The following is a 24,702-nucleotide window of genomic DNA, read 5'->3' on the forward strand; positions in this document are numbered from 1 at the left end:
CTTCTCGGCGCAGGCGCCGGACTGGGCGCTGGTTCTGCCCCTGCCACTTTGGCTGGCCCATCAAGGAACGCCTCTAGCGCTGGGATCCTTAAGGGCCAGCCCAGCTAGAGAGAGCGACCGCCTCCACCCGTTCCGTCAATTGAGGAGATATCTCCTGGATCCCTGCGTCGGGGCAAACCTTATTCTGATCCTGGGCATCCCTGGGGGCGGATGAGTTCGATCGGCAGGCCATCGGGATCGGCGATGAACGCCACCTCATAGACTTGGCCGCCAATTTGCTGGCACTGCGGCGGCAACAGCAAGGTAAGGGGCACCTGTGCCTCCAGATGCTGTAGATAGTCGGCCAGGGATCCCCATTCAGGGCCGATCTCCAAAGAGGGATGGTAGTAGCCCACATAGTGGGGATCCCCGAAAGGATCCGGCGCAGGATGGGGCTGCGGCACCTGCATCAGCTCCAGGCGACCCCAGGGGCTGAGCATCCAGCAGGCTAAGGTGATCCCAGCGGTAAACCGTTCTTCCACCACAAAGCCCAGACCCTCGTAAAAGGCGATGGAGCGAAAAATATCGGCGGTGCGAATGGAAAAGTGATGCAGCTTCATGGTTGTGCTAAGAGGTCGAATAGGAGCAGACTGCCCAGGTCAACCGCCCAGGATCGCTAGCCAAGCACAAGCAGACTTGCTAGGCTCCAGAAGAAGTAGCGATAGATCCATAGGTAGACCCGATTGTGGGCGCCGATCCGCCGCACCCCTGGGTCGGGAGGCTCACCACCTTCAGTCGATTCCTTCTAGTCAACATCATCATGCCCAAGCTGGTCATTGTCGAATCTCCCACCAAAGCCCGTACCATCCGCGGCTTCTTGCCCGCCGGCTATGAGGTGCAAGCCTCGATGGGACATGTACGCGATCTGCCGGAGTCGGCCTCTGACATTCCCGAAGAGGTGAAGGGAGAAGAGTGGAGCCGTCTCGGGGTCAATGTCCACGCCAACTTCGAGCCTCTCTACGTGATCCCCAAGGACAAAAGAAAGGTAGTCAAACAGCTGAAGGAGGCGCTTAAGAAAGCCGACGAGCTAATTCTGGCCACTGACGAAGACCGGGAGGGGGAAAGTATCAGTTGGCACCTGCAACAGGTGCTGCAGCCCAAGGTGCCCACCCGCCGCATGGTGTTCCACGAGATCACCCGCGAGGCCATTCAGGAGGCGCTGCAAAATTGCCGTGAGGTGGACGAGCAACTGGTGCGGGCCCAAGAGACGCGCCGCATCTTGGATCGCCTGGTGGGTTACACTCTGTCGCCGCTGCTGTGGAAAAAAATTGCCCCCAAACTCTCGGCAGGTCGGGTGCAGTCGGTGGCGGTGAAGCTCTTGGTGGATCGGGAGCGGGAGCGTCGCGCCTTTAAAAAAGCCACCTACTGGGATCTGAAAGCGGATTTGCAACCGAGGACAGCAAGCCAAGCGGCCTCTTTCCCGGCAGAGCTGGTGAGCCTGGGCGGCAAACGTCTGGCCAGCGGGCAAGACTTCGATCCCAGCACCGGGCAGCTCATAGCCGGACGGGATGTGGTGCTGTTGGATCAAGCCCAGGCCGAGGCCCTACGGGATCGCCTGCTGGGGAAAGCTTGGGTCGTCAGCTCGGTCGAAGAACGCCCCTCCACCCGCAAGCCCGCCCCTCCCTTCACCACTTCCACGCTGCAACAGGAGGCCAACCGCAAGCTGCGCCTGTCGGCTCAGCAGACGATGCGCATCGCCCAAAAGCTCTACGAAGAGGGCTACATCACCTACATGCGCACCGACTCGGTACACCTGTCGGAACAGGCCATCCGCGCCGCCCGCGCCTGCGTGGAGTCGATGTACGGCAAGGAGTACCTCAGCCCCGAACCTCGGCAGTACACCACCAAAACCAAAGGGGCGCAAGAAGCCCACGAGGCCATTCGTCCCGCCGGCTCGGAGTTTCGCCTGCCCAGCCAAACCCCCCTCACAGGGCAGGAGCTGGCCCTCTACGACCTGATCTGGAAGCGCACTGTCGCCAGCCAAATGGCCGAGGCGCGGCAGACCCACACCATCGTGCTCATCGCGGTGGACGATGCGGTGTTTCGGGCCAGCGGCAAGCGCATTGACTTTCCCGGCTTCTTCCGCGCCTATGTGGAGGGATCCGACGACCCAGAGGCGGCTTTGGAAGATCGGGAAGTGCATCTGCCCCTGTTGCGGCAGGGGGATCCCTTGAGCTGCCTGCAGTTGGAGCCGGTGGGCCACGAAACCCAGCCGCCGCCTCGCTATACGGAAGCATCCTTGGTCAAGGTGTTGGAAAGCGAGGGCATTGGCCGCCCCAGCACCTACGCCACCATCCTGAACACCATCATGAGCCGCGGCTACGTCAGGTCGATGGGGAACGCCCTCGTGCCCACCTACACCGCCTTTGCGGTGACCGAGCTGCTGGAAAAATACTTTCCCAACCTGGTGAACACCCGCTTCACTGCCGAGATGGAGCAAACCCTCGATGACATCGCTTCTGGCCAGGCAGACTGGTTGCCCTACTTGCGCCATTTCTTCCTGGGCGAGCAGGGCCTAGAAGGCCAGGTGAAGGCGCGCGAGTTGGAAATCGACTCCGGCCTGGCCCGCTCCATTTACCTGGAGAACCTGCCCGTCAAGATCGGCATCGGCCCCTACGGCCCCTATGTGTCGGTAGAGACTGAATCAGGAGAGGTGCGCGCCAACCTGCCGGAGGATATTCCCCCCGCCGATCTCAGCGCCGAACACATCGAGGAGCTCATCCGGCGCAAGCAGGAAGGTCCCAAGCCCATCGCCTTCCACCCGGAAACCCAAGAGCCGGTCTACGTAATTCCCCAGGGTCCCTACGGCCCCTATGTGCAGTTGGGAGAGGTGTCGGAGGAGAACAAAAAGCCCAAGCGCACCTCCCTGCCCAAAGGGCTGAAGCCGGAGCAGGTCACCCCTGAGATTGCCCTGGGGCTGCTCAGCCTGCCCCGCACGTTGGGGGAGCACCCGGAATCGGGGAAAAAGGTGCAGGCCGGCATTGGCCGCTTCGGCCCCTACGTGGTCTGCGACGGGGATTTCCGCTCGCTGCCTGCCGATGAGGATGTGCTGACCATCAGCCTAGAGCGGGCGCTAGAGCTGCTGGCCCAGCCCAAAAAAGGCCGTGGGCGCGGCTCGGCCAAGCCCCTGCGCGAGCTGGGATCCCATCCTGAGGATGGCGAGCCGGTCACCTTGCACGACGGCCCCTATGGTCTGTATGTCAAGCACGGCAAGGTAAACGCCTCACTGCCCAAAGATCTCTCCCCGGAAGCCGTGACGCTGGAGATGGCGCTGGAGTTGCTGGGTTCCTCCGCCAAAGGGAAGGGTCGCTCAACCGGCAAGGCGCAGGCAAAAGCCAGCACCACGGCCAGGAAGGCTGAGGGAGCTGTCCCGTCGGCAGGATCCCAAAAGGAGCGCACCTCGCAAAGCCGCCCTAGCAGCAATGGGACGGCCAAGGCGAGCCATGTTCAAGAGACGGCCCAAACGGGATCCCGTCCCACCATCCTAGAGGTCACTCCCAAAGCGCGGGCCTGAGAACCGTTTCTCCAGCTTGTTACCCCAAAAAATGGGTCCAAAGCCCCGTCCTACCGCTGCGCGGTTCGCCTTTGGCGGGCCGTAGGCCCTAAAGACGCAGGTTCAAGGTTTTGGTCTTTGAAGCTGCCCAGTACCGTGGGGCATAGGGGAACTGACTCGGCCTCGCATGACTCGGCGCGGAGTGCTCCAGCCAACGACTGGGGAGACCCACCTGGGTTAGCGGGCCGTAGACCCCAACGGTAGGCGCCGCTGCTGCTCGCCCAAGCGGAACAGAGTTCTCACCGGTAATCCTGACGCGGGGAGATTCGGCGGCTCCATTGGAGGGCAGCTCGTCTCAGCCTCTCTCCCTCCCGCAAGGGGGGATGTAGGGGGGGCGGTCGGAGCCGGGTAGTTTACGAGAAATTCAAGCCTAGCTGGCTTGCTCGAAGACGCGCTGAACCAAGCCGCTGACGATGGAGAGCACGATGGCGCCGACAAACGCCCAACCAAAGTTGTCGATATTGAAAGCATCCCCGGCCAAAAAGTCGGCAATGGCTAAGCAGATGCCGTTTAAAATCAGCCAAAACAAACCTAGCGTCAGGATTGTAATCGGCAGGGTGATCAACTGCAGAAACGGCTTCACCAAGCTGTTGACTAGCCCAATGGCCAGCGCCGCCACCAAGGCACCTCCAAACCCGGAGACGTGGATCCCGGGCAAAAGCCAGGCCAAAATCATCACGCTCAAGGCCGACATCAGCCAGGTGGCCAAAAGAGCTGCCATACTTCCTCCCTTACCCCGCTGGGGCAGCCATTTCGCCCTCTATGCTATCCAATTGTGAGGGATCCCGGCTGTCGGCACCTCTTCCGGGCTGTAAGTTTGCAACGCCAAAGCATGGATACTCTGCCCCATCTCCTCGGCCAGGGCGGCGTACACCAGGCGATGCCGTTGCAGAGAAGTTTTGCCGGCAAACAGAGGCGACACCACCTGCACGCGGTAGTGCCCCCCGGATCCCTGTTGCCGTTCCCCATGGCCGGCATGGCGGTGTGATTCGTCCTCCACGTGGACGTAGAGGGCTTGCAGCTTCTCAGCCAAGAGCTGCCGAAGGCGGTTCGAGGTGAGCATGGGATCCTTTAAGATTGAGTGCCGGCCTTGGCAAAAGCCGCCTCGATCAGGGGACGCAACTCGTTGCGGGCGTGCATCTCTTGGAGGATGTCGCAGCCGCCCACAAACTCCCCGTCAATATAGATCTGCGGAATGGTCGGCCAGTTGGAAAACTCTTTGATCCCTTGGCGAAGCTCAGGATCCTCCAGCACGTTAATTGCCGTGTAGGGGAAGCCCAAGCTATCCAATATGCGAACGGCGGCGTAGGAAAACCCACACAGGGGCATTTCTGGGGTGCCCTTCATGTAAATCAGCACCTTGTGCGTGCGGACCTGGTTGCGGATTTTCTCTTCCAAAAGGGGATCCAGCATGGTAGCCAGCCAGTTTAGCGACAACAGGGGACAGGCCAATTCGGCTCCTATCGTGATCTCATTTTCATCTGCTTTTGACGAAAAGCGTCAACAGGCATCCTGGAGCTTGGCGGGGGATCCCCCTGCTGACAACAAAAAGTGCTAGAAGGGGAAGCAGTGGAGGTTTCTCACCGGAGGCCATTCATGCTAACAGAGTCCTCTCGTGTTAGCGGGACGAAGTCCTTGCCGTCGGCGGTGGAAAGCCCCGAGACAGGGGGGAGTGATTCTCCCTCTTCTGCCAAGCCGGAGCCAAAACTGGGGTTCTGGCAGCAATTCTGGGAAGACATCGACTGTGTCTTCGAGCGGGATCCGGCGGCGCGCAACCGCTGGGAGGTGCTTCTCACCTACCCAGGGGTACATGCTCTCTTCCTGCACCGCATCGCCCATTGGCTGTGGAAACGGCGCTGCTTTTTTCTGGCCCGCTTGCTCAGTTTCATTTCTCGCTCCTTTACGTTGATCGAAATTCACCCGGCAGCCCGGATTGGACGGCGCTTTTTCATCGACCATGGTTGTGGCGTGGTGATCGGGGAGACGGCGGAAATTGGCGATGACGTCACCCTCTACCACGGGGTTACCTTGGGGGGCACCTCTTGGACCAAAGGTAAACGGCATCCCACCCTAGAAGATGGGGTGATTGTGGGCACAGGGGCGAAGATCCTGGGGCCGGTTCGCATCGGTGCTAGAGCCCGCATCGGAGCCAACGCAGTGGTGATTCAAGATGTGGCCCCCGGCATGACGGTGGTCGGGATCCCAGGTCGAGCGGTCATCCCACCCCATCAACGCCGCATCCCCGCCCATGGCATCGATCTAGATCACCACCTCATGCCTGACCCAGTGGGACGGGCGATCGAGCAGTTGTTGCACCGCATTCAAGAGCTGGAAGCCCAGGTGGCCCGCCTCAACCAAGAGCGGGAACAGGACCGCCAGGATCAGGTCAGATGCGAATGAGGCTGCGGCTATGGCGGGGAGCATCCTTGGTGCCGGCTAACTGTAGGGCAGGTTGGCGGCTCAGAACTCCTGGGAAAAGGGGCAGCACCCAGGGCGGTTCTGCTCAGCTTTGCCCGTCTGGCTGTCTGCCCGGGATAACCCCTCGAGCCCAGTCGGCCTGTTTGCCCTCAACCCCGATTGGGCTGTCCAGAATTTTTGCCCACAACCTTTTTGCAGCTTCCTGAGAGGAGGAGGGCGTTTCTGCAAGCTCTCTGTGCCCAGGAGAAATTTTGCTCTAGAGCGTAGCTTTTTTTGCGGCAAGTCGATAGAGCTTTTTGGATGGAACTAGCTAAGGTGCCGGCGTCCCAGCATTTTGGAGAGGAAGGCTGATGTTGCCGAGCAAGCTCATCTTTTCTGGTCTGGCAGCTCTGCTCAGTTTGGGATCCGCTCCAGCCGCTCTGGCCCAGACACTCCTCCCGCAGCAAACAGTGCTCCTCGACAGCAGACAGAACAGCGCCACCCCTCTACAAGGCAATGTCCTACAAAACATCGTCTTCGTTGTGCCCAGCGCCCCAACGCGGCACTTCGCCGGCAGGTGGGGTTGGCACAGCAGCCCCTCACCGCCCCCCGCCCCCATGACAATTCTTATCCTCAACTCCCAAGCCAACCTGTCCGCCGAGGCAGCCAAGCCCCAGGCCTGTGGCCAGCGCTGCCAGGGATCCCTGCGCCTGCCGTAAAGAAGAGGCTGCTGCTTGTACTTCAGCTAGAAGCCGCAGGAGCCCCGCACTGGACTCCCCACCCCCCACACCCCCCGTGTACGGGGGGCGAAGGGGGACTGGGGGCCGCTCCGTTATGTCAACTCGGCCTGTGGCTGGGGAAAGGATGTAGATGGTGCCAAGGGGATTGCGCTTTTGGGGGCTACTGAAAGCCTGCTTCGTGCCGCCTAGCGGTTGGAGTCGGGTAGTTTACACTGCCCAAGCCCGCAATCCGGCTCGCGGCAATGCTCAGCTCTGCCCGGGTCGGGGTTGATATAATTCAGGGCAATTGTCCGCTGCCGGGCAATAAGAAGTTCTGCAACTTAGCTCTTTGGATTTTGGCGGTGTGTGAGGGATCCCTATGAACCGTTCCCAGCAACTCGGACTCCGGCTTGCTTCAGTGTTCGCCTGTGGGGTAGTGCTACGCACCGCTTTCGCGAACGGTCTGTCGATGCGATCCGCGGCTTGGGCGCAATCAGCTCCCCCGCCCGGCACCCTGGATCTGCGCACCAATGGCGATACCCCCGCCCAACCCTCCCCTACACCTACCCCAGCCGCTGGCGAGCCAGAAGTTTTGGTAGCGGAAGTGGTGGTGGAAGGAACCGACGACCCAGAGTTGATCGAGCAGGTTTACAAGGCTATTCGCACGCGGGCCGGCGAGGTCTCCACTCGCTCCCAACTGCGGGAAGACATCAATGCTGTGTTTGCCACTGGGTTTTTTGCCGATGTGCGGGCGGTGCCCTCCGATACGCCCCTGGGGGTGCGGGTTACCTTTGAGGTCAAGCCCAATCCGATCCTCAAAGCCGTGCGCACAGAAGGGGCAAAAGTTCTGGATCCGGAGGTGCTCAAGAAGGCCTTTGCCGATCAAGAAGGGCGGGTGCTCAACTTTGGCGAGCTGCAAGCGGCAGTGGCCGAGATCGAGCAGTGGTACGCCGACAAGGGCTACGTGCTGGCCAAGGTGACCGACGTGCGCTCCTCCGAAGATGGCACCCTCACTCTGGAAATTGCCGAAGGGGAGATCGAGGACATTCGCGTTCAAGGCAACACCAGAACCCGCGACTTCATCATCACCCGCGAGCTCAAGACCAAGCCAGGGGATGTGTTTAACCGCAACCAAATCCAGAAGGATCTCCAGGCAGTTTTCGACCTTAACCTTTTTCAAGATGTGAATGTTGGGCTCAACCCTGGCCAGGATCCCAACAAGGTGGTGGTGGTGGTGAACGTGGAAGAGCGCCGCACCGGCACCTTGAGCGGCACCATCGGCGTCAGCTCGGCCACAGGGGTCTTTGCCGGCCTCAACGTCTCGGAAGAAAACTTGGGCGGCAACAACCAAAGCGCCAGCTTCAACGTGCAGGTGGGCACCAACGAAACTCTGTTCGATTTGAACTTCACCGACCCGCGCATTGCCACGCTGGAGATCCCCACCTCCTACAACGTCAACATCGCCAACCAGCAGAGCTCCAGCTTTGTCTTCAACGAGGGATTGACCCTGCCCAACGGGGATCCCGTGCGCATCAACCGGCTGGGCGGCGGCGTCACCTTCTCCCGTCCCATTGGGGGCAATTGGCGGGCCAGCCTGGGCACCCGCGTCCAATTTGTGGAAGCCCGCAACAGCAACGGCGAGCAGGAGCGCTTCGATGTGCTGGGCAACCCGATTACCTTCAGCGCAAGCGGCCAAGACAGCTACACCACCCTGCGGTTCGGCCTTGTCCACGACAGCCGCGACAACCCCAACAGCCCCAGCCAGGGATCCGTCTTTCGCCTCTCCACCGAACAGTCGGTCCGTCTGTTGGAGAACGGCCTCAACGCCAACCGCCTCGAGACCAGCTACAGCCAGTTCATTCCCGTCAAGCTGTTCGAGACGCGCAGCGAGCGACCGCAGGTGCTGGCTTTTGACGTGCGGGCGGGCACCACGATTGGCGACTTGGCTCCCTACGATGCTTTCCCCATCGGCGGGGGCAGCTCGGTGCGGGGATTTTTTGAGGGCGGCGTCGGCTCCGGTCGCAGCTTTGCCACGGCGACGGCGGAGTTGCGCTTCCCCCTGTTCGACCCGGTGGGGGCGGTGGTCTTCGCCGACTACGGCACCGATCTGGGCAGCGGCGCGGCGGTCATCGGCAATCCGGCGGCGGTGCGCAACAAGCCGGGCAGCGGCTTGGGGCTGGGGGCCGGCATCCGCATCCAATCTCCCTTGGGGCCGCTGCGCATCGACTACGCCATCGGGCAAGGGGAGGCCGGCCGGCCTCAACTGCACTTTGGCATTGGCGAGAAGTTCTAGCTTGGCGGTGGATCTGCTGCCGGCTTGCTATGGTGAGAGCAAGGGCTCGTGAGGGAAGCAACCCATGAAACGGCAACTCGGCCAATCGTTCCGCGGTGGATCCCTGGTACTCTTGTTCTGTGCCAGCCTAGCCCTGACAGGATGTGGGCCGTTGGCGCGCTTAGGCATTGGCACAACCCCGATTGCCCAGATCGAACAAAATCCTTCCCGCTACACCAATGTGTACGTCCGCGGTCGCGTGGTCAACCAGATAGGGGTGTTTGGCCAGGGTGTGTACGAGATCCAAGACAGCAGCGGCTCCCTCTGGGTCATCACCGACAAGGGCTTGCCGGCCATGAACAGCACCGTAACCGTGCGCGGCAAGGCCCAAGAGGGCATTGTCTTGGGAGGACGCAGCTTCGGGGTGTCGTTGGTGGAAGCGGAGCGCTTCTAGCCGGCCCCCAAGGCCAGCATGGAGACGCGGCCGGCCAAGGTTTTGGCGATCTGCTGCAGAGCTTGGGCAGAAGCAGACTCAGGCTGACCGACCACGATGGGCTGGCCCGCATCTCCCCCCTGCCGCAGGGCAATTTCCAGCGGGATCCGCCCCAGCAGTGGGACACCCAGCTCGCGGGCCGTGGTCTCTCCGCCTGCTGAGCCAAAGATGTCGTACTGGCGATCCGGCAGGTCGGGGGGAATGAAGTAGCTCATGTTCTCGACAATGCCGAGGATGGGCACCCCCAACTGGCGAAACATGTTCAAGCCCTTGCGGCTATCCAGCAGGGCCACCGACTGCGGTGTGGTGACGATCACGGCGCCGGCCAAGGGCACCGCCTGCACCAGGGTCAGTTGGGCGTCGCCGGTGCCGGGGGGCATATCCACGATGAGATAGTCCAGCTCCCCCCACTGCACCTGATAGAGAAACTGCCGGATGACGCCGTTGAGCATTGGCCCCCGCCAGATCACCGGCTGATCCCGCCCCACCAGCAGGCCCATCGACACCATCTTGACGCCGTAATTTTCCAGGGGGAAGATGTCTTCGCCGCCGTCCTCCCGCTTGCGCACCAACAAAGAGCGATCCTGGAGGCCCAGCATCAGCGGCACATTGGGGCCGTAGATATCGGCATCCAGCAGCCCCACCCGCGCTCCGCTCTGGGCCAGGGCCACGGCCACATTGACCGAGACGGAGGTTTTGCCCACGCCTCCCTTGCCGCTGGAGATGGCGATGATGTTGCGCACGCCGGGGACAGACTGGCGATCCGGCAGAGAAGGGGAGCGGGGGGTTTCCGCCGTTACTGTGACATCAATGGCTTCAACTGGGGCCAAGCGGCGGATGGCAGCTTTGCACTCGTCCACAATGAATTCCCGCAAGGGGCAGGCCGGCGTGGTCAGCACCAGGGTAAAGGCCACCCGCTTGGGCTCGACGCGAATGTCGCGGATCATGTTCAGTTCCACCAGGCTGCGGCGCAGCTCCGGATCTTGAACCGGGCGCAACGCCTCAAGGATGGCGGCAGCATCGAGGGTGGAGGTGGTCATGGCATTCAAAAACGAGGTAACGGCTCCATTTCTCACTCTAGTCGTTTTTTCTCCCGGCTCTTCGCTGGCTAACCAGGACAGTTGCGAAACTGTCTGCCAAGGCTGGCCCTCTGCCAACCGGCTGGCCTAGGCTGGTTCTGGTTGGAAGACAAGGCTGTTGGCCGACGGAGGAGGGCAATGGTGCCAGCGCTGATCCTGGGAGTCGGTTTGTGGTTGGGCCTGACGTTCTTGGCCCAGTTGCTCCCTCTGCTGGAAAAGAGAGGCTCCCGTCGCCCCTCAAGCTGGGATGAGCCCACTCCCTCCCGCCAGCTGCAGCCCACCTCGAGTTGGGATCCCTCCTGCCGCTACTTTTCTCGCTCGCCCTATCTGCCCTGTGCTGTGAACCCCCTGGGCCCCTGTCGCTGCCCCCACTACGTCGCGCGTTGCCAGAGCTCCACCGACCCAGGAGCGGGGTCAACAGGTTAGTCCCCCTGGTCTCGTGCGGGTATCTTACAGAATTCGTGTGTGGATCTAGACAAGAGTATGGAAATCCGCCCTGCCACCCCTGAGGATGCGCCCGTTCTGTTTGATCTCATTTGTGCTTTGGCCGAGTACGAGAAGCTGAGCCACTTGGTAACGGGATCCGCTGAGCTGCTGCGACAGCATCTGTTTGGCCCCGAGGCCTTCGTTTCGGCGTTGCTGGCGGAGGTAGAAGGGCAGGCGGTGGGCTTTGCTCTTTACTTTCGCAATTTCTCCACCTTCCTCACCCGGCCGGGAATCTACCTGGAAGACCTGTTCGTGTTGCCGGAGTTCCGGGGCAGGGGCATCGGCAGGGCGCTCTTGGCGCGGGTGGCCCAGGAGGCGGTGGCCAAAGGATACGGGCGGCTGGAGTGGATGGTTTTGGATTGGAACCAGCCGGCATTGGAGTTCTACCGGCGCCTGGGCGCCAAGCCACATCCCGAGTGGATCCTGCACCGCGTGGTGGGTGCTGATTTGGAAGCTTTGGCTCGGCTGGCCGAGGATCCCTGGCGAGCTTGAGCAAGTCTTCTGGGATCGCAATTCGGAATGGCCGACGACCAGCCAAAAATCTGAGGGCGTGAAGGGGGGCCGAGACCTCTATGCTTGTATACTTGCGGCTGAGCTGAGCTCAAGGCCAAGCATGAGCCCACCGCAAACCGCTATTCCCCAGGGGGCTGAGATCCTCTGCATTGGCACAGAGTTGCTCTTGGGAGAGATCACCAACACCAACGCCCAATATCTGGCAGCCGAGCTGGCCAAGCTGGGGATCCCCCATTATTACCAAACGGTGGTGGGGGACAACGAAGCCCGCATCCACCACGCCCTGGAGGTGGCCTGCAACCGCTCCCGTTTGATTTTGATCACCGGCGGCCTGGGGCCGACCCCTGATGATCTGACCCACGCGGCGCTGGCCTCTTTCTTCGGGGTGGAGATGGTGGAGCACCCGCAGGTTTGGGAGGAGATCCGGCAGAAGTACGGCCAGCGAGGTATGGAGCCCTCCCCCAGCAACCGCAAGCAGGCCTTTTTGCCTCAGGGGGCAACCGTCCTGCCCAACCCGGTCGGCAGCGCCTGTGGCCTCATCTGGCAGCCGCGGCCCGACCTGCACATCCTCACCTTTCCCGGGGTGCCGCGGGAGATGCAGCAGATGTGGCAGGAGACGGCTGTGCCCTATTTGCGCTCCCTGGGCTGGGGCCAGGAGGTGTTCTACAGCCGCGTGTTGCGCTACTGGGGCATTCCCGAATCGACCTTGGCCGAACGGGTGGGATCCCTGCTGGCGGGGGAAAATCCCACCGTGGCACCCTACGCCAGCCAGGGGGAGGTGCGCCTGCGGGTTACCGGACGCGCCCCCACGCGCGAGGCGGCGGAAGCGTTGATTGCCCCGGTGGTGGAGCAGATTTTACAGGTTTCTGGGGAAGACTACTTCGGCAGCGACGAGGCCACCTTGGCCAGCGTGGTGGGGGAGCTGCTGCTGCAGCGGGGGCAAACGCTGGCGGTGGCGGAATCCTGCACCGGCGGGCTCCTGGGGCAATTGGTGACCGGGATCCCGGGCAGCTCCCGCTATTTTGTCGGCGGGATTGTTGCCTACGACAACCGCATCAAGGAGCAGCTTTTGCGGGTGGATCCAGAGACGCTGCGGCAGCACGGGGCCGTGAGCGAGCCGGTGGCGGCCCAGATGGCCCTGGGGGCCAAGCAAGTCCTCGGCTCCGACTGGGCCCTGAGCATTACCGGCATTGCCGGCCCAGAGGGGGGAACATCCACCAAGCCGGTTGGCCTGGTCTATCTGGGCTTGGCCGACCCGGAGGGGAAAGTGGAAGTCCACGAGTACCGCTTCGGCAGCTTGCGGGGCCGAGAGGGGGTGCGCTGGTGGAGCGCCCAGACGGCGCTGGATTGCCTGCGGCGGCGCTTGCTCCACTACCCCCTTTCGGGGGGATCCACCTCAGCAAGGCCAAATCCTTGAGTAAGCTGGGGGAGCAGGCAGATCTCGGAGCAGGCTGATGACCCCCGATGCCCTTCAGGCCGGCAGGGAGGCGCTGCAGCAGGGCCGTTTCCAAGAAGCCATCCAACTGCTGGAGGCCTACTTGGCGCAGTCTCGCCAGCGGGGCGAAGCAGGCGCATCCGACAGCCAAGCCCTGGAGGCCCAGATGAACCTGGTGCGGGCCTACCATCAGTTGGGCGAGACGGAGAAGGCGCGGGCGCTTTGTCTGGAACTGCTGCAGCACCCGGATCCGCAGGCGCGAGGCTGGGCCCAAAAAATCCTGCCCCGCCTGCCCCAAACGGTGGAAAAACCCGCTGCTTCCCCACCCTCCCCAGAGCCAGCTCCTGAGGCTCAGCCGCTCTCCAGCCGCCAACGGGCCGGTCAATTGGGCCTGAAGATCCCCCTGCCGGAGCGGGCCGGCCCTCTGCGCTGGGCCAAGTGGGGATCCCTGGGGGTGGGCATTCTGTTCCTCTGGTGGCTGAGTTTTGTGCTGGTGGGCGCTCACCTGGATTTCGGACGGCTGAGTTTTCCGCGGCAGCTTTGGTTTTTGCAGGGGTTGCTGCCCTGGCTGCGCAATGGCCTGCGCTGGTTGGTAGCCGGCAGCCTGGCGGTCAACTTTGGCGTCGGCCTTTTGTTTTTTGCCCCCTGGCTGATGGATCACCTGCACCGGCGGCTGCACAAGCTGCGCTGGGCCACCTTGGGGGAAATCGAGCGCCACAGTCCCGAGACTGCCCGTCTGCTGCAGCGCCTCTGCGCCCAAAAACAGCTAAAACTGCCTCGGCTGGGGGTGATCCCGGAAGGGGGGCCGCTGGCTTTTGTCTATGGCACGCTTCCCGACGGCGGCCGCATCGTGGTCACCCAGGCCCTGTTGCAGCAGCTTGCCCCGGATGAGATTGCCGCCGTCTATGCCCAAGCCCTGGGGCGCATCCTCAACGGCGACATCTTGATCCTGACCCTACTGGGATCCCCCGTTCAACTGGTTTACTTGGCCCTGGAGCAGGTGAGCCAACTGGCAAACAAGCGGCGGGATCTGATCGGGCATGTGGCTCCGCTGCTCTACCTGATCTACACGGTGCTCTCCTATCCCCTGTTTTTCCTCTGTCGCCTCGGCACCTACCACGCCGACCATTTTGCAGTGGAAGCGACGGGCAATCCCAACGGTCTGATGGCCGCTCTGCTCAAAGCGGCTGCCGGCCTGCAGGAGGCCCACAAAAACGACCGCCGCCCCTCTTCGCTGCTGCACTGCACCCGCCTCTTCAGCTTCTTGGACTTCAAAACCACCGCCGCCGCCAGTGCCGCCAGCCGCCTGCGGGATCCCGCCCAAGCCGGCCAAGTCTTTCTCTGGGATCAGCTCAACCCCTGGGCCCGCTGGATGCAGGTCAACTCCAGCCATCCGTTGCTGGGGCACCGCTTCCAGGTCTTGGCGGGGTATGCCCAACGGCTGCGCCTGCTGCCAGAGTTGAGCCTGGGATCCGGACCCAAGTTGGATGGGGCCCGTCTGCAAAGCCGCTTCTGGCTGGATCTGGCTATCTATGCTGCCGAAGTGAGCGGGATGGTAATTGGCTGGCTCCTGGGGCTGATCCTCTATCTGGCGCTGCCAGATCGCCTCGATCCCAAGGTGATTGCGGCAACAGCGGTGGTGGGCTATGGCCTGGGCCTGGGATCCAAGGCGGTCTTGATGTACCGCGGATCCCTGTCGCCCCAGCCGACCGATGTGCTGCACTTGCTGGCCGATCCCGAGGCGGATCCCTGCCGCAGCCAGCCGGTGGAGTTGGAGGGGGAATTGGTGGGGCTGGGACAGGCTGGCTACCAACTGGGGGCAGAGCTGAAGCTGCAAGATGCCACTGGGCTGATGCCGCTGCGCTTCACCTCTTCCCTGGGGCCGGTGGGCAATGTCTTTTCCGGCCTGAAGCGGCTCCGCGCCCTCATGGGTCAGCGCGTCAAGGTGGTGGGCTGGTTCCGCCGCGGCAACACCGCCTGGGTGGATCTGGCCTACGTCCAGGCGGGATCCCAGCAGCTCCACAGCCGTCCCCGCCTGTGGCTGGCGTTGTTCGGCCTGGGAGTCGTCTTGTTCGGCGTCTGGGGGGCCTTCTCTTTTCCCAACCTGCGCTTCTACCTGCGACGGTAGGAGCCGACCGCTAGCGGCGAGAGGCCGTCAACTGCGCCTTGCGCAGCCGCACCGACTTCGGTGTAACCTCCACCAGCTCGTCCTCGCCGATGTACTCCAGCGCCCGCTCCAGGTTCATCTCCACCGGCGCCTGCAAATGCACCAGCTCCTCCCCGCCGGCAGCGCGATGGTTGGTCAGTTGCTTGGTTTTACAGACGTTCAACTCCAAGTCCTGCGGCCGGTTGTGCTCGCCCACGATCATGCCCTTGTAAACGCGGGTACCTGGCGTAATAAAGAACACCCCTCGGTCTTCCGCATTTTTCAGGGCATAGGTGGTGGCCACCCCCTCTTCAAAGGCGATCAGCACGCCGTTGCGGCGGGTCTCGATCCCCGGCGTCAGGGGACGGTACTCCAAAAAGCTGTGGCTCATGATCCCCTCGCCGCGGGTAATGCGGATGAACTCGCTGCGGAAGCCGATCAGCCCTCGGGCCGGGATGACAAACTCCAACTGGGCCCGTCCGTCCGCGCCTACCATCATGTTCTGCATCTCTCCCCGCCGCTGCCCCAGCCGTTCAATGCAGGCGCCCACCGTGGATTCCGGCACATCCAGCACCAAGCACTCGTAGGGCTCGTAGGGCTGGCCATTTACCTCGCGGAAGATCACCTTCGGCTGCCCCACCTGAAACTCGTAGCCCTCCCGCCGCATGGTCTCCAGCAAAATGCCCAGGTGCAGCTCGCCCCGCCCGGAGACCAAAAAGCAATCGGGGGAGTCGGTTTCTTCCACCCGCAGCGCCACGTTGGTTTCTAGCTCCCGCAGCAGGCGCTCCCGCAATTGCCGCGAAGTAACAAAGGTGCCCTCCTGGCCGGCAAAGGGAGAGTCGTTGACGCAGATCATCACCTGCAACGTCGGCTCGTCCACCTTAATGAGCGGCAGGGCCTGCGGGTTTTCGGGAGAGGTGAGGGTGTAGCCGATGTTGGCCTCGGCAAACCCCGCCACGGCCACAATATTGCCGGCAGTGGCTTCTGTTAGCTCAATGCGCTCCAACCCCTGGAAGCCAAACAGCTTGGTTACCTTGCCCTTGGCAATCGACCCATCTTCTTTGACCACCGCCAACTGATCCCCAACCCGAATGGTGCCGTTGTGGATCTTGCCGATCACAATCCGGCCCAGGTATTCCGAGTGCTCCAGTGTCGTGACTTGCAGTTGCAGGGGCTTGGCGGGATCCCCCACTGGCGGCGGCACGTATTTGAGGATGGCCTCAAAGAGGGGCCTCATGTCGAGAGGGCCGCTGTAGTTGCCTGCAAGGAAAGCTTTGAGGTCAGCTTCTTCCAGGGCAAAACCCCGTAGTCCCGAGGCAAATAGGTAGGGGAAGTCGCACTGGTCTTCGTCAGCGCCTAGCTCCAGAAACAGATCCAACACTTTGTCGATGACCTTGTAGGGCTCGGCCTGAGGCCGATCAATTTTGTTGACCACCACGATTGGGCGCAAGCCCTTCTCCAAGGCCTTACGCAACACAAAGCGGGTCTGAGGCATCGGGCCCTCGTTGGCATCCACAATCAGCAGACAGCCTTCCACCATGCCCAGCACCCGCTCCACCTCCCCGCCAAAGTCGGCGTGGCCGGGAGTATCGACGATGTTGATCAGGGTTTCGCCATAGCGAACGGCGGTGTTCTTTGCCAGGATGGTGATGCCCCGCTCCCGCTCTAAGGCGTTGCAATCCAGCACGCAGGCGGGAATGTCTCCTTCCGCCCGCAGGGCTCCTGCCTGGCGCAACAGGGCATCCACGAGGGTGGTTTTGCCGTGGTCAACGTGGGCAATGATGGCAATGTTGCGGATAGGGATCGGCATAGCCCTCAATCCGTAGAAAAACTTACCCCCAGCCTTTCCTGGGGGTGCCTCTACAACTCTAGCGCAAAGAAGTGTTACATCGCAGAGAGAGTTGCCCTGCCAGCGCTACCGGGCAACCCTTGCCTCACATATCAGCCCCGCGCAGGTAAAGCACCAAAATGACCGCCGGCCCTGCCAAGACAATCAAGGCAAGCAGCGCCAACTGCACGAACACTTCGTATTGCCCGAACATAGCCCCAAATCCCGTAGCCTACTTGTGTATCCTAAGGTCCGCTGTTGCCTGAAGATGAGGGGACTGTTGCAATTCTTTAAAACCTAGCGCTCCTGCTGGGCCTGAAAGGGCATGGGATCGAGGTTAAAGAGTTCCTGCAGAATTTGCATCGCCTTCCGTCGGGCCTCGATGTCCCGTTTGGCCCGCAGTTGCACCATAGGGTCATGCAGGATCTTGTTGACAATGCCGCGGGTGAGCGCCTCGATGACCTCCAGGTGCTTCTCGGCAAAGTCCTTGCCCAGCCGGGAGAGAGCTTTCTCCATCTCCTGCTCGCGGATGGACTCCACCTTGTGGCGCAGGCTGGAAATGGTGGGCACTGTTTCCAGAGAACGCCACCACTCCATGAACTGCTCCACCTCTTCTTCGATCAAGGCCTCGGCCGCCAGGGCCAGCTTTTGCCGTTGGGCGCGGTTTTCTTCCACGATACGGGAGAGGTGATCCACGTTGAACACCTGTACCCCTCTTAGCTTTTCCACGCCGGGATCGATGTTGCGGGGCACCGAGATGTCCACCAACAGCAGCGGCTGATCCGGCTGCAGCACCCCCGCCAGTTGCTCGTAGGTGAGGATGGGCTGGGTGGCGCCGGTGCTGGTGAAGACCAGGTTGGACTCCGCTATGCTACTCAGCAGCGACTCCCAAGGCAATACTTGAATTGGCTGCTCAAATTGCTTGGCCAGCGCTTCTGCCCGCTCCAAGGAGCGGTTGACCACGGTGATATCCACCGCCCCTTTGGCCAAGAGGTGCTGCACCAACAGGCGAGCCATTTTCCCCGCCCCCACCACGGTCACCTTGCCCTGAGAAAGGGATCCCTGCTCCTGCAAGGCCAACTCCACCGCTGCCGAGCTGATGGACATGGCGCCAGTGCCGATCCCCGTCTCGGTGCGGATGCGCTTGCCGGCGGTGATGGCCGCCTTGAAGAGGCGGTTGAGGATGCGATCCATGCCGTTGCAGGCCTGGCCCAGTTGCTGCGCTTTTTTCACTTGCGACAGGATCTGCCCTTCCCCTAATACCAAGCTGTCCAGCCCGGCGGCCACCCGCATCAGGTGCGTCACCGCATCCTGGTAGAGCAGCGTAAACAGGTGCGGGCGCAGTTGGGGCAGCGGGATCCCTTTCGCCTCGGCCAAGAACTGCATCGTCTGTCGGACACCACTTTCCATTTCTGGAGTGACGATGTAGACCTCCAGCCGGTTACAGGTGCTGAGGATCGCCGCTTCCTCAATGTGGGGGTGGGCACGGAGCTGCTGGATCCGCTCCCCCACCTCGGCCTCGGGAATGCTGAGGCGCTCCCGGATCTCCACAGGAGCTGTGCGATGGCTAAGACCGACAACCGCGATAAACATGCCTCTCCGTCGTCTGTACAGCAACAGTTATTAAAAACAGAAACTATGAACAAAAGCAAACTCACCTAGCTAGGACAAGGAAGGCAAGACCGATGTCAAGGGATTGCCTTGTCTCGGCTGCAGCAAGCTTAGGTAACTTTTCTCAGCCTACCTAAACCCTAAGAACAGTATCGAGCCGGTTTTGCAGGATTTTGCTGAAGAGTTATTACGTTTTTTCGGGCGACTGACTGATAGATTTCTTAACTTCCCAAAGGACAAGAGCGACCTTCGCCAGAGGAAAGCCGCCCTTGCCGAGGGAGATGTCGGGCCGGGGATCCGTCAGCGCAGTTGCAGGCTGCGGGGCTGTTGGCCGTCTTTCATATGGATGGTATCCACAAAGCGCACCGTGCGCGACTGGCTGGAGATCACCAAGGTCTCGGTGCGTGCCCCGCCGCCGAAGAAACGCACCCCGCGCATCAGGTCGCCATCAGTAATCCCGGTGGCCGCAAAGAGGACTTCCTTGCCGCTGGCTAGCTCTTCGCATTCCCACACCTTGTCGGGATCCTCGATGCCCTGTTCTTTCAGTTGCCGTCGTGTCTCTTCCACCGGCGGCAGGTAGGTGCCCGCCTGCACCACCTCGGGGTCGTAGATCAGCCGACCTTGGAAGTGGGCGCCGAGGCAGCGCAGCGCCGCCGCCGAGATCACCCCCTCTGGGGCTGCCCCGATCCCCATCAGGGCGTGGATGCCGGTGCCGTTGAAGCCTGCCGAGAGGGCCGCCGAGATGTCGCCGTCGGTAATCAGCTTTACCCGCGCCCCCGCCTCCCGGATTTGGCGAATGAGATCGACGTGGCGCTTGCGGTCCATGACCACCACCGTCAGATCGGAGACCTCCCGATCCAGGCTTTCGGCGATAATCTGAAGATTCTTTTCCGGCGGATAGTCGAGATGTACCTTGCCCTTGGCCTGGGGCGGAGCCGCCAGCTTCTGCATGTAGATGTCCGGCGCGTGCAGAAGGCCGCCTTTTTCGGAGATGGCCAGCACCGCCATGGAGCCGTTTTGGCCCTTGGCCACCAGGTTGGTGCCTTCGCAGGGATCCACGGCAATATCGATTTCCACCAGCTCTTCCACGCGGCAGAACTGCTCGGCGTCCGGGCGCGTACAGATGCCCACCTCTTCCCCGATGTAGAGCATGGGGGCCTCATCGCGGGTTCCCTCCCCAATGACGATGCGGCCGCGCATGGGGATCTGGTTCAGTTTCTCCCGCATGGCCTCGACGGCCACCTGATCGGCGGTCTTGTTGTCGCCTTTGCCCATCCAACGGGCGGCGGCGATGGCAGCCTGCTCCACCACTTCGATGATCTCTAGCCCCAACTTGTTGTCCACGGCGTGCCCCCTTGGTATGTCGGAACGATGAAGGCCAATTAAGGATATCTTCAGACTCTTCCCCTCAGTTTACCAGGCGGGCTTCTTCTCGGGATCCCCTTGCCTCAGCTTTCATAAGCTGAGAAAACAAATCGGCCAAAGTCAAGCAGAAAGAGCGATCCCCGTCTTGCCCGTTGGCTATTGTCGGCTGGGGATCAAGAGTGATAGCCTGGCTTAAAGCCAATAAGTTTTTCTTAAGGCGATTAAAAAAACGCAATGAAAAGATACGTTTTCGTCAACCGTTCTCAGCAGGTTCAGGTCATCCGAACAATTCCCGGCCACTGGGAGCGCACCCTCTTCCCCGGCCAGTATGCCATTTTCGAGGCAGAGCCGGACGACTACCTGGAGGTTTATAGCTGCTGCTGTTCTACCACCATTTTGGAAGAGCGCCACCCCTGCCGCCGTTTGTTGGACTCCTCACTGCCTGAGGCTGACCCCCACCTGGACAGGCTGGCAGATGCAGTGAACGGATGAATCAGCTTGGGGATCCCGGCTCCTGAGGCCGAGCCTCGGTTTCCTCGCAGGGCAGCTCGGCAGAGGGGGCATCGGGAGGACGGGTGAGGCAACTGCCTCGCGCGGCGTCGCGAAAGGTATCGATGCGCTCCACGCAATTGTGATAGCCACAGTAGGGGCAATAGAGGCGATCCCCTCTCCACCACCGCCGGCAGCGGTCACAACAGAAGTGGTAGAGAAACTGCAGCGCCACCCTCATGGCAACCGACTCCCTGACCTGGCAGAGCCGAAAAACGGAAAGAAATGGGGATCCCCTGGATCGCGGCGCTCCAGCTTAGCCAGCCAGTAAGACAAAGTCATTATGAGTATGGTATGTTAGGTTTAGTTTACATTTGTACTTTACCGTAAGGAGCGTCGACTGATGTCTCAGGAAGGATGTCTGCGGGTGGGGCAGCCCGCTCCCGATTTTTCGGCCACTGCCGTTTACGACATGGAATTTAAGACGGTGAGGCTCTCCGACTACCGGGGCAAGAAGTACGTGGTGCTGTTCTTCTACCCCTTGGACTTCACCTTCGTCTGCCCGACGGAGATCACGGCTTTCAGCGATCGCTACGACGAGTTTGCCAAGCTGGACACGGAGATCCTCGGCGTCTCGGTGGATAGCGAGTACTCTCACCTGGCCTGGATTCAGACCGACCGCAAAGCCGGAGGGGTGGGCGAGCTGAGGTATCCGCTGGTCTCCGACCTGAAAAAGGAGATCAGCGCCGCCTACAATGTCCTGGATCCGGCGGCAGGGGTGGCTTTGCGCGGCCTGTTCATCATCGACAAGGAAGGGATCATCCAGCACGCCACCATCAACAACCTGGCCTTTGGCCGCAGCGTGGATGAAACCCTGCGCACCCTGCAGGCCATCCAGTACGTGCAAGCTCACCCCGATGAAGTTTGCCCGGCCAACTGGCAGCCCGGCCAGAGAACCCTGAACCCCGACCCGGTGAAATCCAAGGAGTTCTTCGCGGCGGTTGCCAAGTAGGCTTGTCCAGGCCCTGTCAGGGATCCCGGGTTTTGACACTCCCCCGCCTGAAGGCGGGGGATTCTCACGTAGTCCATAAACGGACTCGTAAAGGCGCTGTCAAGACACCTCTAGACAGTTCCGTGTAGGTATGCTTTGCTGGAGCTTTTTTTTTAGCAAAAGGCAGCCCGACAAAGGATCCGACTCTTCTCAACATGACCTTCCGCCTCCCCTCTCCCTCGGGGAGAGGGGCCGGGGGTGAGGGCTAACAGCGCCGAACCCTTTCAAACCGGTTGCCAGTGGAGACGAACAAATGTGGAGACGAACAAATAAAGATCCCCTGGGCTGGCCAGGGGATCCGACAAGACAGAAAGACAAAGGTCGCCGGAATTAGTCCCAGGGTTTCCCGTTGGTGAATTTGTAGGTAACCGGCTCTTTGTTCTTGCCGATGTTGTGATCCACCTTGCCGACGGGCTGGCGCCCCTCGTTGACCTTCTCGGGAAAGACACCATCCTTGGGATGCACCAGTTCCGGCTGTCCACCCGCCGGGATGCGGAAGATCTGGTAGTCCTTGATCTTGAACTCGGAGATCAACTGAGCGCCGAGCGCCAGGCACTGCTCTTTGCGGGCGAAGGTGAGGTAGTTTTTGCCCTCCACCATCTCGGCGGCGCCGCCGGTGGGCATTTCAAACACTTGCCCCGGCTTGCCTGTCCAGGTGATCACATATTTTTCTTCGGTTTCGGCTGCGCTCAACAGCCCTCCGGTGGATCCCCCGAATAGGGGCAACTTTGCCCCCTGACGGGGATCGCCTTCCATCACAGCCATAGCCTACCTTCTCGTCGTCGTTTGCGTTGTTGGGCCGCGCTTGGGGTTGAGGCGCGGAGCACTTTGAATGTACCATCGGCCCGATTTTTGACCCCAGATCTGCCGGCGAACTGTAATTTTTCGTAGCAGATCCAGCTCTGGCGCGGGCGGATCCCGGCTTACTCTCTGAGCCACCATAGAAGCAGGCGGCAGAGCCCCACGTTTGCAACAGGAACGACGCCCATGGCCCAGTGGTCCCTCCATCCCAGTTCCCAGTCCAACGCCAGGGTTGTCCTCATTCCCACTGCCTTTGGCCCAGATACGCAGGCGCCGCTGGCCATCCTCAACGCCGGTGCTGAGCTGTGTGCTTTTGAGCCGCGGTTGGGGATCAATGTGGATGAGATAGCAGTGGCGCAGTTGCCGGGGCTGGTGGATGAGCCGCCCTATGGCATGTGTGAGGCGGCGGTTATTCAGGCTTGGCGACGACAACAGTGGCCGGTGCTGTTGCCTTCGGTCTTGGCGGCCAGTTGGGGAGCCATTCGTGCCCTTTGGAAGCACTACCTCGCCCTGAGTGTGGTGCATTGCAGCGCCCATGCCAACCTGATGCCGCCCGAGGAGATGACCCAGCCGGAGCAAGATATGGGCTATGGCAACGCTGCCTGGGTGGAGTTGCTCTACCAGCATAGGCTGCCGGTGGTGCATGTGGGGCTGCGCAGCGGCAGTGCCCGCGCCTACGCCTGGCTGAAAAACCACGCCAGCCCGATCTTTTGGGCCCAGGATGGCTGGGATCCGCAGCAGGTGGTGGAGGCTTTGCCGGAGCAGCCGGTGTTTTTGGTGGTGGACTGCAGTGTGCTGGATCCCTCTTTGGCGCCGGCGGTGCACCACCCGGAGCCGGGGGGGCTGAGTTGGTTTCAACTGTTAACAACCTGTGAGGCCATCTTCGCCGCCCGCCCTGTGATCGGCCTTTCCTTGGGAGGAGTGGCGGTGGGAGCGGCGACGCGGCCAACCGCCCGCGTGGTGGCCCGCCTGCTCAATTGGCTGCTGGCCTGCTACGGCCTCTACTCCCTGAAGCTGGCCCCCAACCCCGCTACGCTCGAACGGCCCGAAAATAGATCGCGAACCTCTTGAGCCCGGCTTATGAAGGCTTTCTACCGGCAGGTGCTTTTTCCGAGGTTGCTGGATTGGGCTCTGGCCAGCGAGCGTCTGGAGAGCTATCGGCGGCAGCTTCTGGCCCAGGTGCGGGGAGCGGTCTTGGAGATCGGCTTTGGCACCGGCCTCAACCTGGCCTGCTACCCAGAGCACATTCAAAAAATTACAGTGGCAGATCCCAACCCCGGCATGGGATCCCTGGCCCGCCGCCGCATCGCGGCTTCCTCCATCGCCGTCGATTGGCTGGTGGCGGACGCCCAAGAGCTGCCTTTTTCGAACCAGAGTTTTGACAGCGTGGTCAGCACCTGGACCCTGTGTAGCATCCCCGATTTGGCCAAGGCTTTGGGGGAAATCCGGCGGGTGCTGCGGGTGGGGGGCAAGCTGTTTTTTCTCGAGCACGGCCTCAGCCCGGATCCCCAGGTGCAAAGCTGGCAAAGGCGTCTCAACCCTATCCAGAGGGCGATCGGAGATGGCTGCAACCTAGACCGAGATATGGCTGGCCCTGGCAACCGTTAGCCTGCCCTCAACTAGCTCTTTGATTGGCGTTCTCCCCCCTTTCATCCCCCGTATACGGGGGGAAAGGGGAAGAGCGGGATCTGCGCCGCCAAGGTTTCGGTCAAGACTCCGCTAGACTAAAACCTGTACCTGGCAATTCCCACCTTCTATGGGCGATCCTCTCACCCCTCAAGTTAGCGAGCGCATCTGCAAGCACATGAACAAAGACCACGCCGATGCCGTGGCCCTCTACGCCAGGGTCTTCGGCCAGGTGGAAGGAGTGGTCCAGGCCCGTATGGAGGCCATCGACGCGGAAGGAATGGACTTACAGGTGGAGGTGGATGGGGCTGTGCGGAAGCTGCGCATCCCCTTTGATCACCCTCTCAAAGATTCTGAAGATGCCCACCACACCCTGATTGCCATGCTCAAACAAGCCCGTGCCCAGCTCAGGCAGGCCGCCGGTTAGCCACAAGTTAACGGGTTTGGATCCCGCCCAGGCTAGCAGGAAAGCAGGCAGCTAGCTGGCCTGCTGCAGGAGCAAATCCAGCTTGCCCTGGGCCTCAAGGGCGTAGAGGTCGTCGCAGCCGCCGATGTGCTGGTTGTTGATAAAAATCTGGGGTACCGAACGGCGCCCGTTGGCCCGCTTGGCCATCTCCGCCCGCGCCGCCTCATCCCCATCGATGGCGTATTCGATGTACTTGACTCCCTTGCGGTCTAGCAGTTGCTTGGCGCGAATGCAGAAGGGACAAAAACGCCACGTGTAGATCTCAACGGCCATAGGGAGATAACCAACACTTTCACACACTTTTACATAGCTTAACATTTCTCCGAGGCCGGG

General features: G+C 61.5%; 26 protein-coding genes. 14 read left to right on the forward strand and 12 right to left on the reverse strand.

The genetic code is table 11. The features are described 5' to 3' along the window. Positions 1-179 precede the first annotated feature (179 nt). The gene (locus SYN63AY4M2_RS04560; RefSeq protein WP_011429465.1) at positions 180-599 is read right to left on the reverse strand and encodes a VOC family protein; all 420 of its coding nucleotides are present in this window, start codon (positions 597-599) and stop codon (positions 180-182) included. Between the two features lie 200 nt (positions 600-799). On the opposite strand from SYN63AY4M2_RS04560, the gene topA reads away from it, so the two are divergent. Next, the gene (gene topA, locus SYN63AY4M2_RS04565) at positions 800-3,553 is read left to right on the forward strand and encodes a type I DNA topoisomerase (RefSeq protein WP_099812423.1); all 2,754 of its coding nucleotides are present in this window, start codon (positions 800-802) and stop codon (positions 3,551-3,553) included. Positions 3,554-3,962: 409 nt separating this feature from the next. Here topA and SYN63AY4M2_RS04570 read toward each other — a convergent pair whose 3' ends face one another. Genes SYN63AY4M2_RS04570 through grxD form a run of 3 tightly spaced genes read right to left on the reverse strand, consistent with a single transcriptional unit; the run spans position 3,963 to position 5,005 of the window. Continuing rightward, positions 3,963-4,313, reverse strand: coding sequence for a phage holin family protein (locus tag SYN63AY4M2_RS04570; protein ID WP_099812424.1), 351 nt, complete (start codon positions 4,311-4,313; stop codon positions 3,963-3,965). Positions 4,314-4,352: 39 nt separating this feature from the next. After that, complete coding sequence (locus SYN63AY4M2_RS04575; RefSeq protein ID WP_099812425.1) at positions 4,353-4,655, reverse strand: BolA family protein; 303 nt, start codon at positions 4,653-4,655, stop codon at positions 4,353-4,355. An 8-nt stretch (positions 4,656-4,663) separates the two neighbouring features. Next, positions 4,664-5,005 (reverse strand): Grx4 family monothiol glutaredoxin, encoded by a 342-nt coding sequence (grxD, locus tag SYN63AY4M2_RS04580; protein ID WP_011429461.1) that lies wholly within the window; start codon positions 5,003-5,005, stop codon positions 4,664-4,666. Positions 5,006-5,188: 183 nt separating this feature from the next. Here grxD and cysE point away from each other — a divergent pair, with 183 nt between their 5' ends. The 4 genes from cysE to SYN63AY4M2_RS04600 all read left to right on the forward strand — a co-directional run bounded on the left by cysE (position 5,189) and on the right by SYN63AY4M2_RS04600 (position 9,434). Further along, the gene (cysE, locus tag SYN63AY4M2_RS04585) at positions 5,189-5,992 is read left to right on the forward strand and encodes a serine O-acetyltransferase (protein WP_011429460.1); all 804 of its coding nucleotides are present in this window, start codon (positions 5,189-5,191) and stop codon (positions 5,990-5,992) included. A 368-nt stretch (positions 5,993-6,360) separates the two neighbouring features. Then, positions 6,361-6,708 (forward strand): hypothetical protein, encoded by a 348-nt coding sequence (locus SYN63AY4M2_RS04590; RefSeq protein ID WP_011429458.1) that lies wholly within the window; start codon positions 6,361-6,363, stop codon positions 6,706-6,708. A 469-nt stretch (positions 6,709-7,177) separates the two neighbouring features. Beyond that, positions 7,178-9,001 (forward strand): BamA/TamA family outer membrane protein, encoded by a 1,824-nt coding sequence (locus tag SYN63AY4M2_RS04595; protein ID WP_228375416.1) that lies wholly within the window; start codon positions 7,178-7,180, stop codon positions 8,999-9,001. 64 nt (positions 9,002-9,065) lie between these two features. After that, on the forward strand, positions 9,066-9,434 hold the full coding sequence (locus SYN63AY4M2_RS04600; protein WP_011429456.1) for a hypothetical protein: 369 nt from the start codon (positions 9,066-9,068) through the stop codon (positions 9,432-9,434). Here the strand turns inward: SYN63AY4M2_RS04600 and SYN63AY4M2_RS04605 are convergent. Beyond that, positions 9,431-10,513: an Mrp/NBP35 family ATP-binding protein gene (locus tag SYN63AY4M2_RS04605; RefSeq protein WP_011429455.1), complete on the reverse strand. Its 1,083-nt coding sequence runs from the start codon at positions 10,511-10,513 to the stop codon at positions 9,431-9,433. The genes SYN63AY4M2_RS04600 and SYN63AY4M2_RS04605 overlap by 4 nt on opposite strands. A 177-nt stretch (positions 10,514-10,690) precedes the next feature. Between SYN63AY4M2_RS04605 and SYN63AY4M2_RS04610 the strand changes: the two genes are divergently transcribed. The 4 genes from SYN63AY4M2_RS04610 to SYN63AY4M2_RS04625 all read left to right on the forward strand — a co-directional run bounded on the left by SYN63AY4M2_RS04610 (position 10,691) and on the right by SYN63AY4M2_RS04625 (position 15,114). After that, positions 10,691-10,978 (forward strand): DUF6464 family protein, encoded by a 288-nt coding sequence (locus SYN63AY4M2_RS04610; RefSeq protein WP_228375415.1) that lies wholly within the window; start codon positions 10,691-10,693, stop codon positions 10,976-10,978. Positions 10,979-11,035: 57 nt separating this feature from the next. Beyond that, on the forward strand, positions 11,036-11,530 hold the full coding sequence (locus tag SYN63AY4M2_RS04615; RefSeq protein WP_011429452.1) for a GNAT family N-acetyltransferase: 495 nt from the start codon (positions 11,036-11,038) through the stop codon (positions 11,528-11,530). 121 nt (positions 11,531-11,651) lie between these two features. Next, a complete protein-coding gene (locus tag SYN63AY4M2_RS04620) occupies positions 11,652-12,968 on the forward strand; it encodes a competence/damage-inducible protein A (protein WP_011429451.1) in 1,317 nt (438 codons plus the stop codon). Between the two features lie 37 nt (positions 12,969-13,005). After that, positions 13,006-15,114 carry a zinc metalloprotease HtpX gene (locus SYN63AY4M2_RS04625; RefSeq protein ID WP_011429450.1) on the forward strand — a complete coding sequence of 703 codons (2,109 nt, stop codon included), beginning with the start codon at positions 13,006-13,008 and terminating at the stop codon, positions 15,112-15,114. A gap of 10 nt (positions 15,115-15,124) precedes the next feature. Here SYN63AY4M2_RS04625 and typA read toward each other — a convergent pair whose 3' ends face one another. The 4 genes from typA to glpX form a co-directional block, all read right to left on the reverse strand. Further along, positions 15,125-16,942, reverse strand: a complete 1,818-nt coding sequence (gene typA, locus SYN63AY4M2_RS04630; protein ID WP_099887239.1) for a translational GTPase TypA — start codon at positions 16,940-16,942, stop codon at positions 15,125-15,127. 124 nt (positions 16,943-17,066) lie between these two features. After that, positions 17,067-17,174, reverse strand: coding sequence for a photosystem II reaction center protein Ycf12 (locus tag SYN63AY4M2_RS04635; protein WP_099812430.1), 108 nt, complete (start codon positions 17,172-17,174; stop codon positions 17,067-17,069). An 83-nt stretch (positions 17,175-17,257) separates the two neighbouring features. Then, on the reverse strand, positions 17,258-18,553 hold the full coding sequence (locus SYN63AY4M2_RS04640) for a glutamyl-tRNA reductase (protein ID WP_099887240.1): 1,296 nt from the start codon (positions 18,551-18,553) through the stop codon (positions 17,258-17,260). Positions 18,554-18,871: 318 nt separating this feature from the next. Further along, complete coding sequence (gene glpX, locus SYN63AY4M2_RS04645; protein ID WP_011429446.1) at positions 18,872-19,915, reverse strand: class II fructose-bisphosphatase; 1,044 nt, start codon at positions 19,913-19,915, stop codon at positions 18,872-18,874. Between the two features lie 255 nt (positions 19,916-20,170). On the opposite strand from glpX, the gene SYN63AY4M2_RS04655 reads away from it, so the two are divergent. After that, positions 20,171-20,428, forward strand: a complete 258-nt coding sequence (locus SYN63AY4M2_RS04655; RefSeq protein ID WP_011429444.1) for a DUF1830 domain-containing protein — start codon at positions 20,171-20,173, stop codon at positions 20,426-20,428. Position 20,429: 1 nt separating this feature from the next. Here the strand turns inward: SYN63AY4M2_RS04655 and SYN63AY4M2_RS04660 are convergent, their stop codons facing one another. Further along, positions 20,430-20,666 (reverse strand): hypothetical protein, encoded by a 237-nt coding sequence (locus SYN63AY4M2_RS04660; RefSeq protein ID WP_011429443.1) that lies wholly within the window; start codon positions 20,664-20,666, stop codon positions 20,430-20,432. A 162-nt stretch (positions 20,667-20,828) separates the two neighbouring features. Here SYN63AY4M2_RS04660 and SYN63AY4M2_RS04665 point away from each other — a divergent pair, with 162 nt between their 5' ends. Beyond that, positions 20,829-21,437, forward strand: a complete 609-nt coding sequence (locus tag SYN63AY4M2_RS04665) for a peroxiredoxin (RefSeq protein ID WP_011429441.1) — start codon at positions 20,829-20,831, stop codon at positions 21,435-21,437. Between the two features lie 369 nt (positions 21,438-21,806). Here the strand turns inward: SYN63AY4M2_RS04665 and SYN63AY4M2_RS04670 are convergent, their stop codons facing one another. After that, the gene (locus SYN63AY4M2_RS04670; RefSeq protein ID WP_041438839.1) at positions 21,807-22,232 is read right to left on the reverse strand and encodes a photosystem I reaction center subunit II PsaD; all 426 of its coding nucleotides are present in this window, start codon (positions 22,230-22,232) and stop codon (positions 21,807-21,809) included. Between the two features lie 231 nt (positions 22,233-22,463). Between SYN63AY4M2_RS04670 and SYN63AY4M2_RS04675 the strand changes: the two genes are divergently transcribed. The 3 genes from SYN63AY4M2_RS04675 (at position 22,464) to SYN63AY4M2_RS04685 (ending at position 24,330) form a co-directional block, all read left to right on the forward strand. Next, positions 22,464-23,348: an arginase family protein gene (locus SYN63AY4M2_RS04675; protein ID WP_011429439.1), complete on the forward strand. Its 885-nt coding sequence runs from the start codon at positions 22,464-22,466 to the stop codon at positions 23,346-23,348. A gap of 9 nt (positions 23,349-23,357) precedes the next feature. Further along, entirely contained in the window at positions 23,358-23,885 is a 528-nt protein-coding gene (locus SYN63AY4M2_RS04680; RefSeq protein ID WP_011429438.1) for a class I SAM-dependent methyltransferase, read from the forward strand. A gap of 148 nt (positions 23,886-24,033) precedes the next feature. After that, the gene (locus SYN63AY4M2_RS04685; protein ID WP_099887241.1) at positions 24,034-24,330 is read left to right on the forward strand and encodes a DUF2470 domain-containing protein; all 297 of its coding nucleotides are present in this window, start codon (positions 24,034-24,036) and stop codon (positions 24,328-24,330) included. Between the two features lie 51 nt (positions 24,331-24,381). Here the strand turns inward: SYN63AY4M2_RS04685 and grxC are convergent, their stop codons facing one another. Beyond that, positions 24,382-24,642 carry a glutaredoxin 3 gene (gene grxC / locus SYN63AY4M2_RS04690; RefSeq protein WP_011429436.1) on the reverse strand — a complete coding sequence of 87 codons (261 nt, stop codon included), beginning with the start codon at positions 24,640-24,642 and terminating at the stop codon, positions 24,382-24,384. Between the last annotated feature and the right edge of the window lie 60 nt (positions 24,643-24,702).

The sequence above is a fragment of the Synechococcus sp. 63AY4M2 genome (assembly GCF_002760475.1).
Classification (GTDB): domain Bacteria; phylum Cyanobacteriota; class Cyanobacteriia; order Thermostichales; family Thermostichaceae; genus Thermostichus.

Excerpts from the sequence above, each read along its gene's own strand:
- SYN63AY4M2_RS04620 (WP_011429451.1), top strand. The coding sequence starts at position 11,652 with ATGAGCCCACCGCAAACCGCTATTCCCCAGGGGGCTGAGATCCTCTGC.
- SYN63AY4M2_RS04665 (WP_011429441.1), top strand. The coding sequence starts at position 20,829 with ATGTCTCAGGAAGGATGTCTGCGGGTGGGGCAGCCCGCTCCCGATTTT.
- cysE (WP_011429460.1), top strand. The coding sequence starts at position 5,189 with ATGCTAACAGAGTCCTCTCGTGTTAGCGGGACGAAGTCCTTGCCGTCG.
- SYN63AY4M2_RS04610 (WP_228375415.1), top strand. The coding sequence starts at position 10,691 with ATGGTGCCAGCGCTGATCCTGGGAGTCGGTTTGTGGTTGGGCCTGACG.
- SYN63AY4M2_RS04595 (WP_228375416.1), top strand. The coding sequence starts at position 7,178 with ATGCGATCCGCGGCTTGGGCGCAATCAGCTCCCCCGCCCGGCACCCTG.
- topA (WP_099812423.1), top strand. The coding sequence starts at position 800 with ATGCCCAAGCTGGTCATTGTCGAATCTCCCACCAAAGCCCGTACCATC.
- SYN63AY4M2_RS04590 (WP_011429458.1), top strand. The coding sequence starts at position 6,361 with ATGTTGCCGAGCAAGCTCATCTTTTCTGGTCTGGCAGCTCTGCTCAGT.
- typA (WP_099887239.1), bottom strand. The coding sequence starts at position 16,942 with ATGCCGATCCCTATCCGCAACATTGCCATCATTGCCCACGTTGACCAC.
- SYN63AY4M2_RS04570 (WP_099812424.1), bottom strand. The coding sequence starts at position 4,313 with ATGGCAGCTCTTTTGGCCACCTGGCTGATGTCGGCCTTGAGCGTGATG.
- SYN63AY4M2_RS04605 (WP_011429455.1), bottom strand. The coding sequence starts at position 10,513 with ATGACCACCTCCACCCTCGATGCTGCCGCCATCCTTGAGGCGTTGCGC.
- grxD (WP_011429461.1), bottom strand. The coding sequence starts at position 5,005 with ATGCTGGATCCCCTTTTGGAAGAGAAAATCCGCAACCAGGTCCGCACG.
- SYN63AY4M2_RS04635 (WP_099812430.1), bottom strand. The coding sequence starts at position 17,174 with ATGTTCGGGCAATACGAAGTGTTCGTGCAGTTGGCGCTGCTTGCCTTG.
- SYN63AY4M2_RS04660 (WP_011429443.1), bottom strand. The coding sequence starts at position 20,666 with ATGAGGGTGGCGCTGCAGTTTCTCTACCACTTCTGTTGTGACCGCTGC.
- SYN63AY4M2_RS04560 (WP_011429465.1), bottom strand. The coding sequence starts at position 599 with ATGAAGCTGCATCACTTTTCCATTCGCACCGCCGATATTTTTCGCTCC.
- SYN63AY4M2_RS04575 (WP_099812425.1), bottom strand. The coding sequence starts at position 4,655 with ATGCTCACCTCGAACCGCCTTCGGCAGCTCTTGGCTGAGAAGCTGCAA.
- grxC (WP_011429436.1), bottom strand. The coding sequence starts at position 24,642 with ATGGCCGTTGAGATCTACACGTGGCGTTTTTGTCCCTTCTGCATTCGC.
- SYN63AY4M2_RS04600 (WP_011429456.1), top strand. The coding sequence starts at position 9,066 with ATGAAACGGCAACTCGGCCAATCGTTCCGCGGTGGATCCCTGGTACTC.
- SYN63AY4M2_RS04680 (WP_011429438.1), top strand. The coding sequence starts at position 23,358 with ATGAAGGCTTTCTACCGGCAGGTGCTTTTTCCGAGGTTGCTGGATTGG.
- SYN63AY4M2_RS04640 (WP_099887240.1), bottom strand. The coding sequence starts at position 18,553 with ATGTTTATCGCGGTTGTCGGTCTTAGCCATCGCACAGCTCCTGTGGAG.
- SYN63AY4M2_RS04675 (WP_011429439.1), top strand. The coding sequence starts at position 22,464 with ATGGCCCAGTGGTCCCTCCATCCCAGTTCCCAGTCCAACGCCAGGGTT.
- SYN63AY4M2_RS04655 (WP_011429444.1), top strand. The coding sequence starts at position 20,171 with ATGAAAAGATACGTTTTCGTCAACCGTTCTCAGCAGGTTCAGGTCATC.
- SYN63AY4M2_RS04625 (WP_011429450.1), top strand. The coding sequence starts at position 13,006 with ATGACCCCCGATGCCCTTCAGGCCGGCAGGGAGGCGCTGCAGCAGGGC.
- SYN63AY4M2_RS04615 (WP_011429452.1), top strand. The coding sequence starts at position 11,036 with ATGGAAATCCGCCCTGCCACCCCTGAGGATGCGCCCGTTCTGTTTGAT.
- SYN63AY4M2_RS04685 (WP_099887241.1), top strand. The coding sequence starts at position 24,034 with ATGGGCGATCCTCTCACCCCTCAAGTTAGCGAGCGCATCTGCAAGCAC.
- SYN63AY4M2_RS04670 (WP_041438839.1), bottom strand. The coding sequence starts at position 22,232 with ATGGAAGGCGATCCCCGTCAGGGGGCAAAGTTGCCCCTATTCGGGGGA.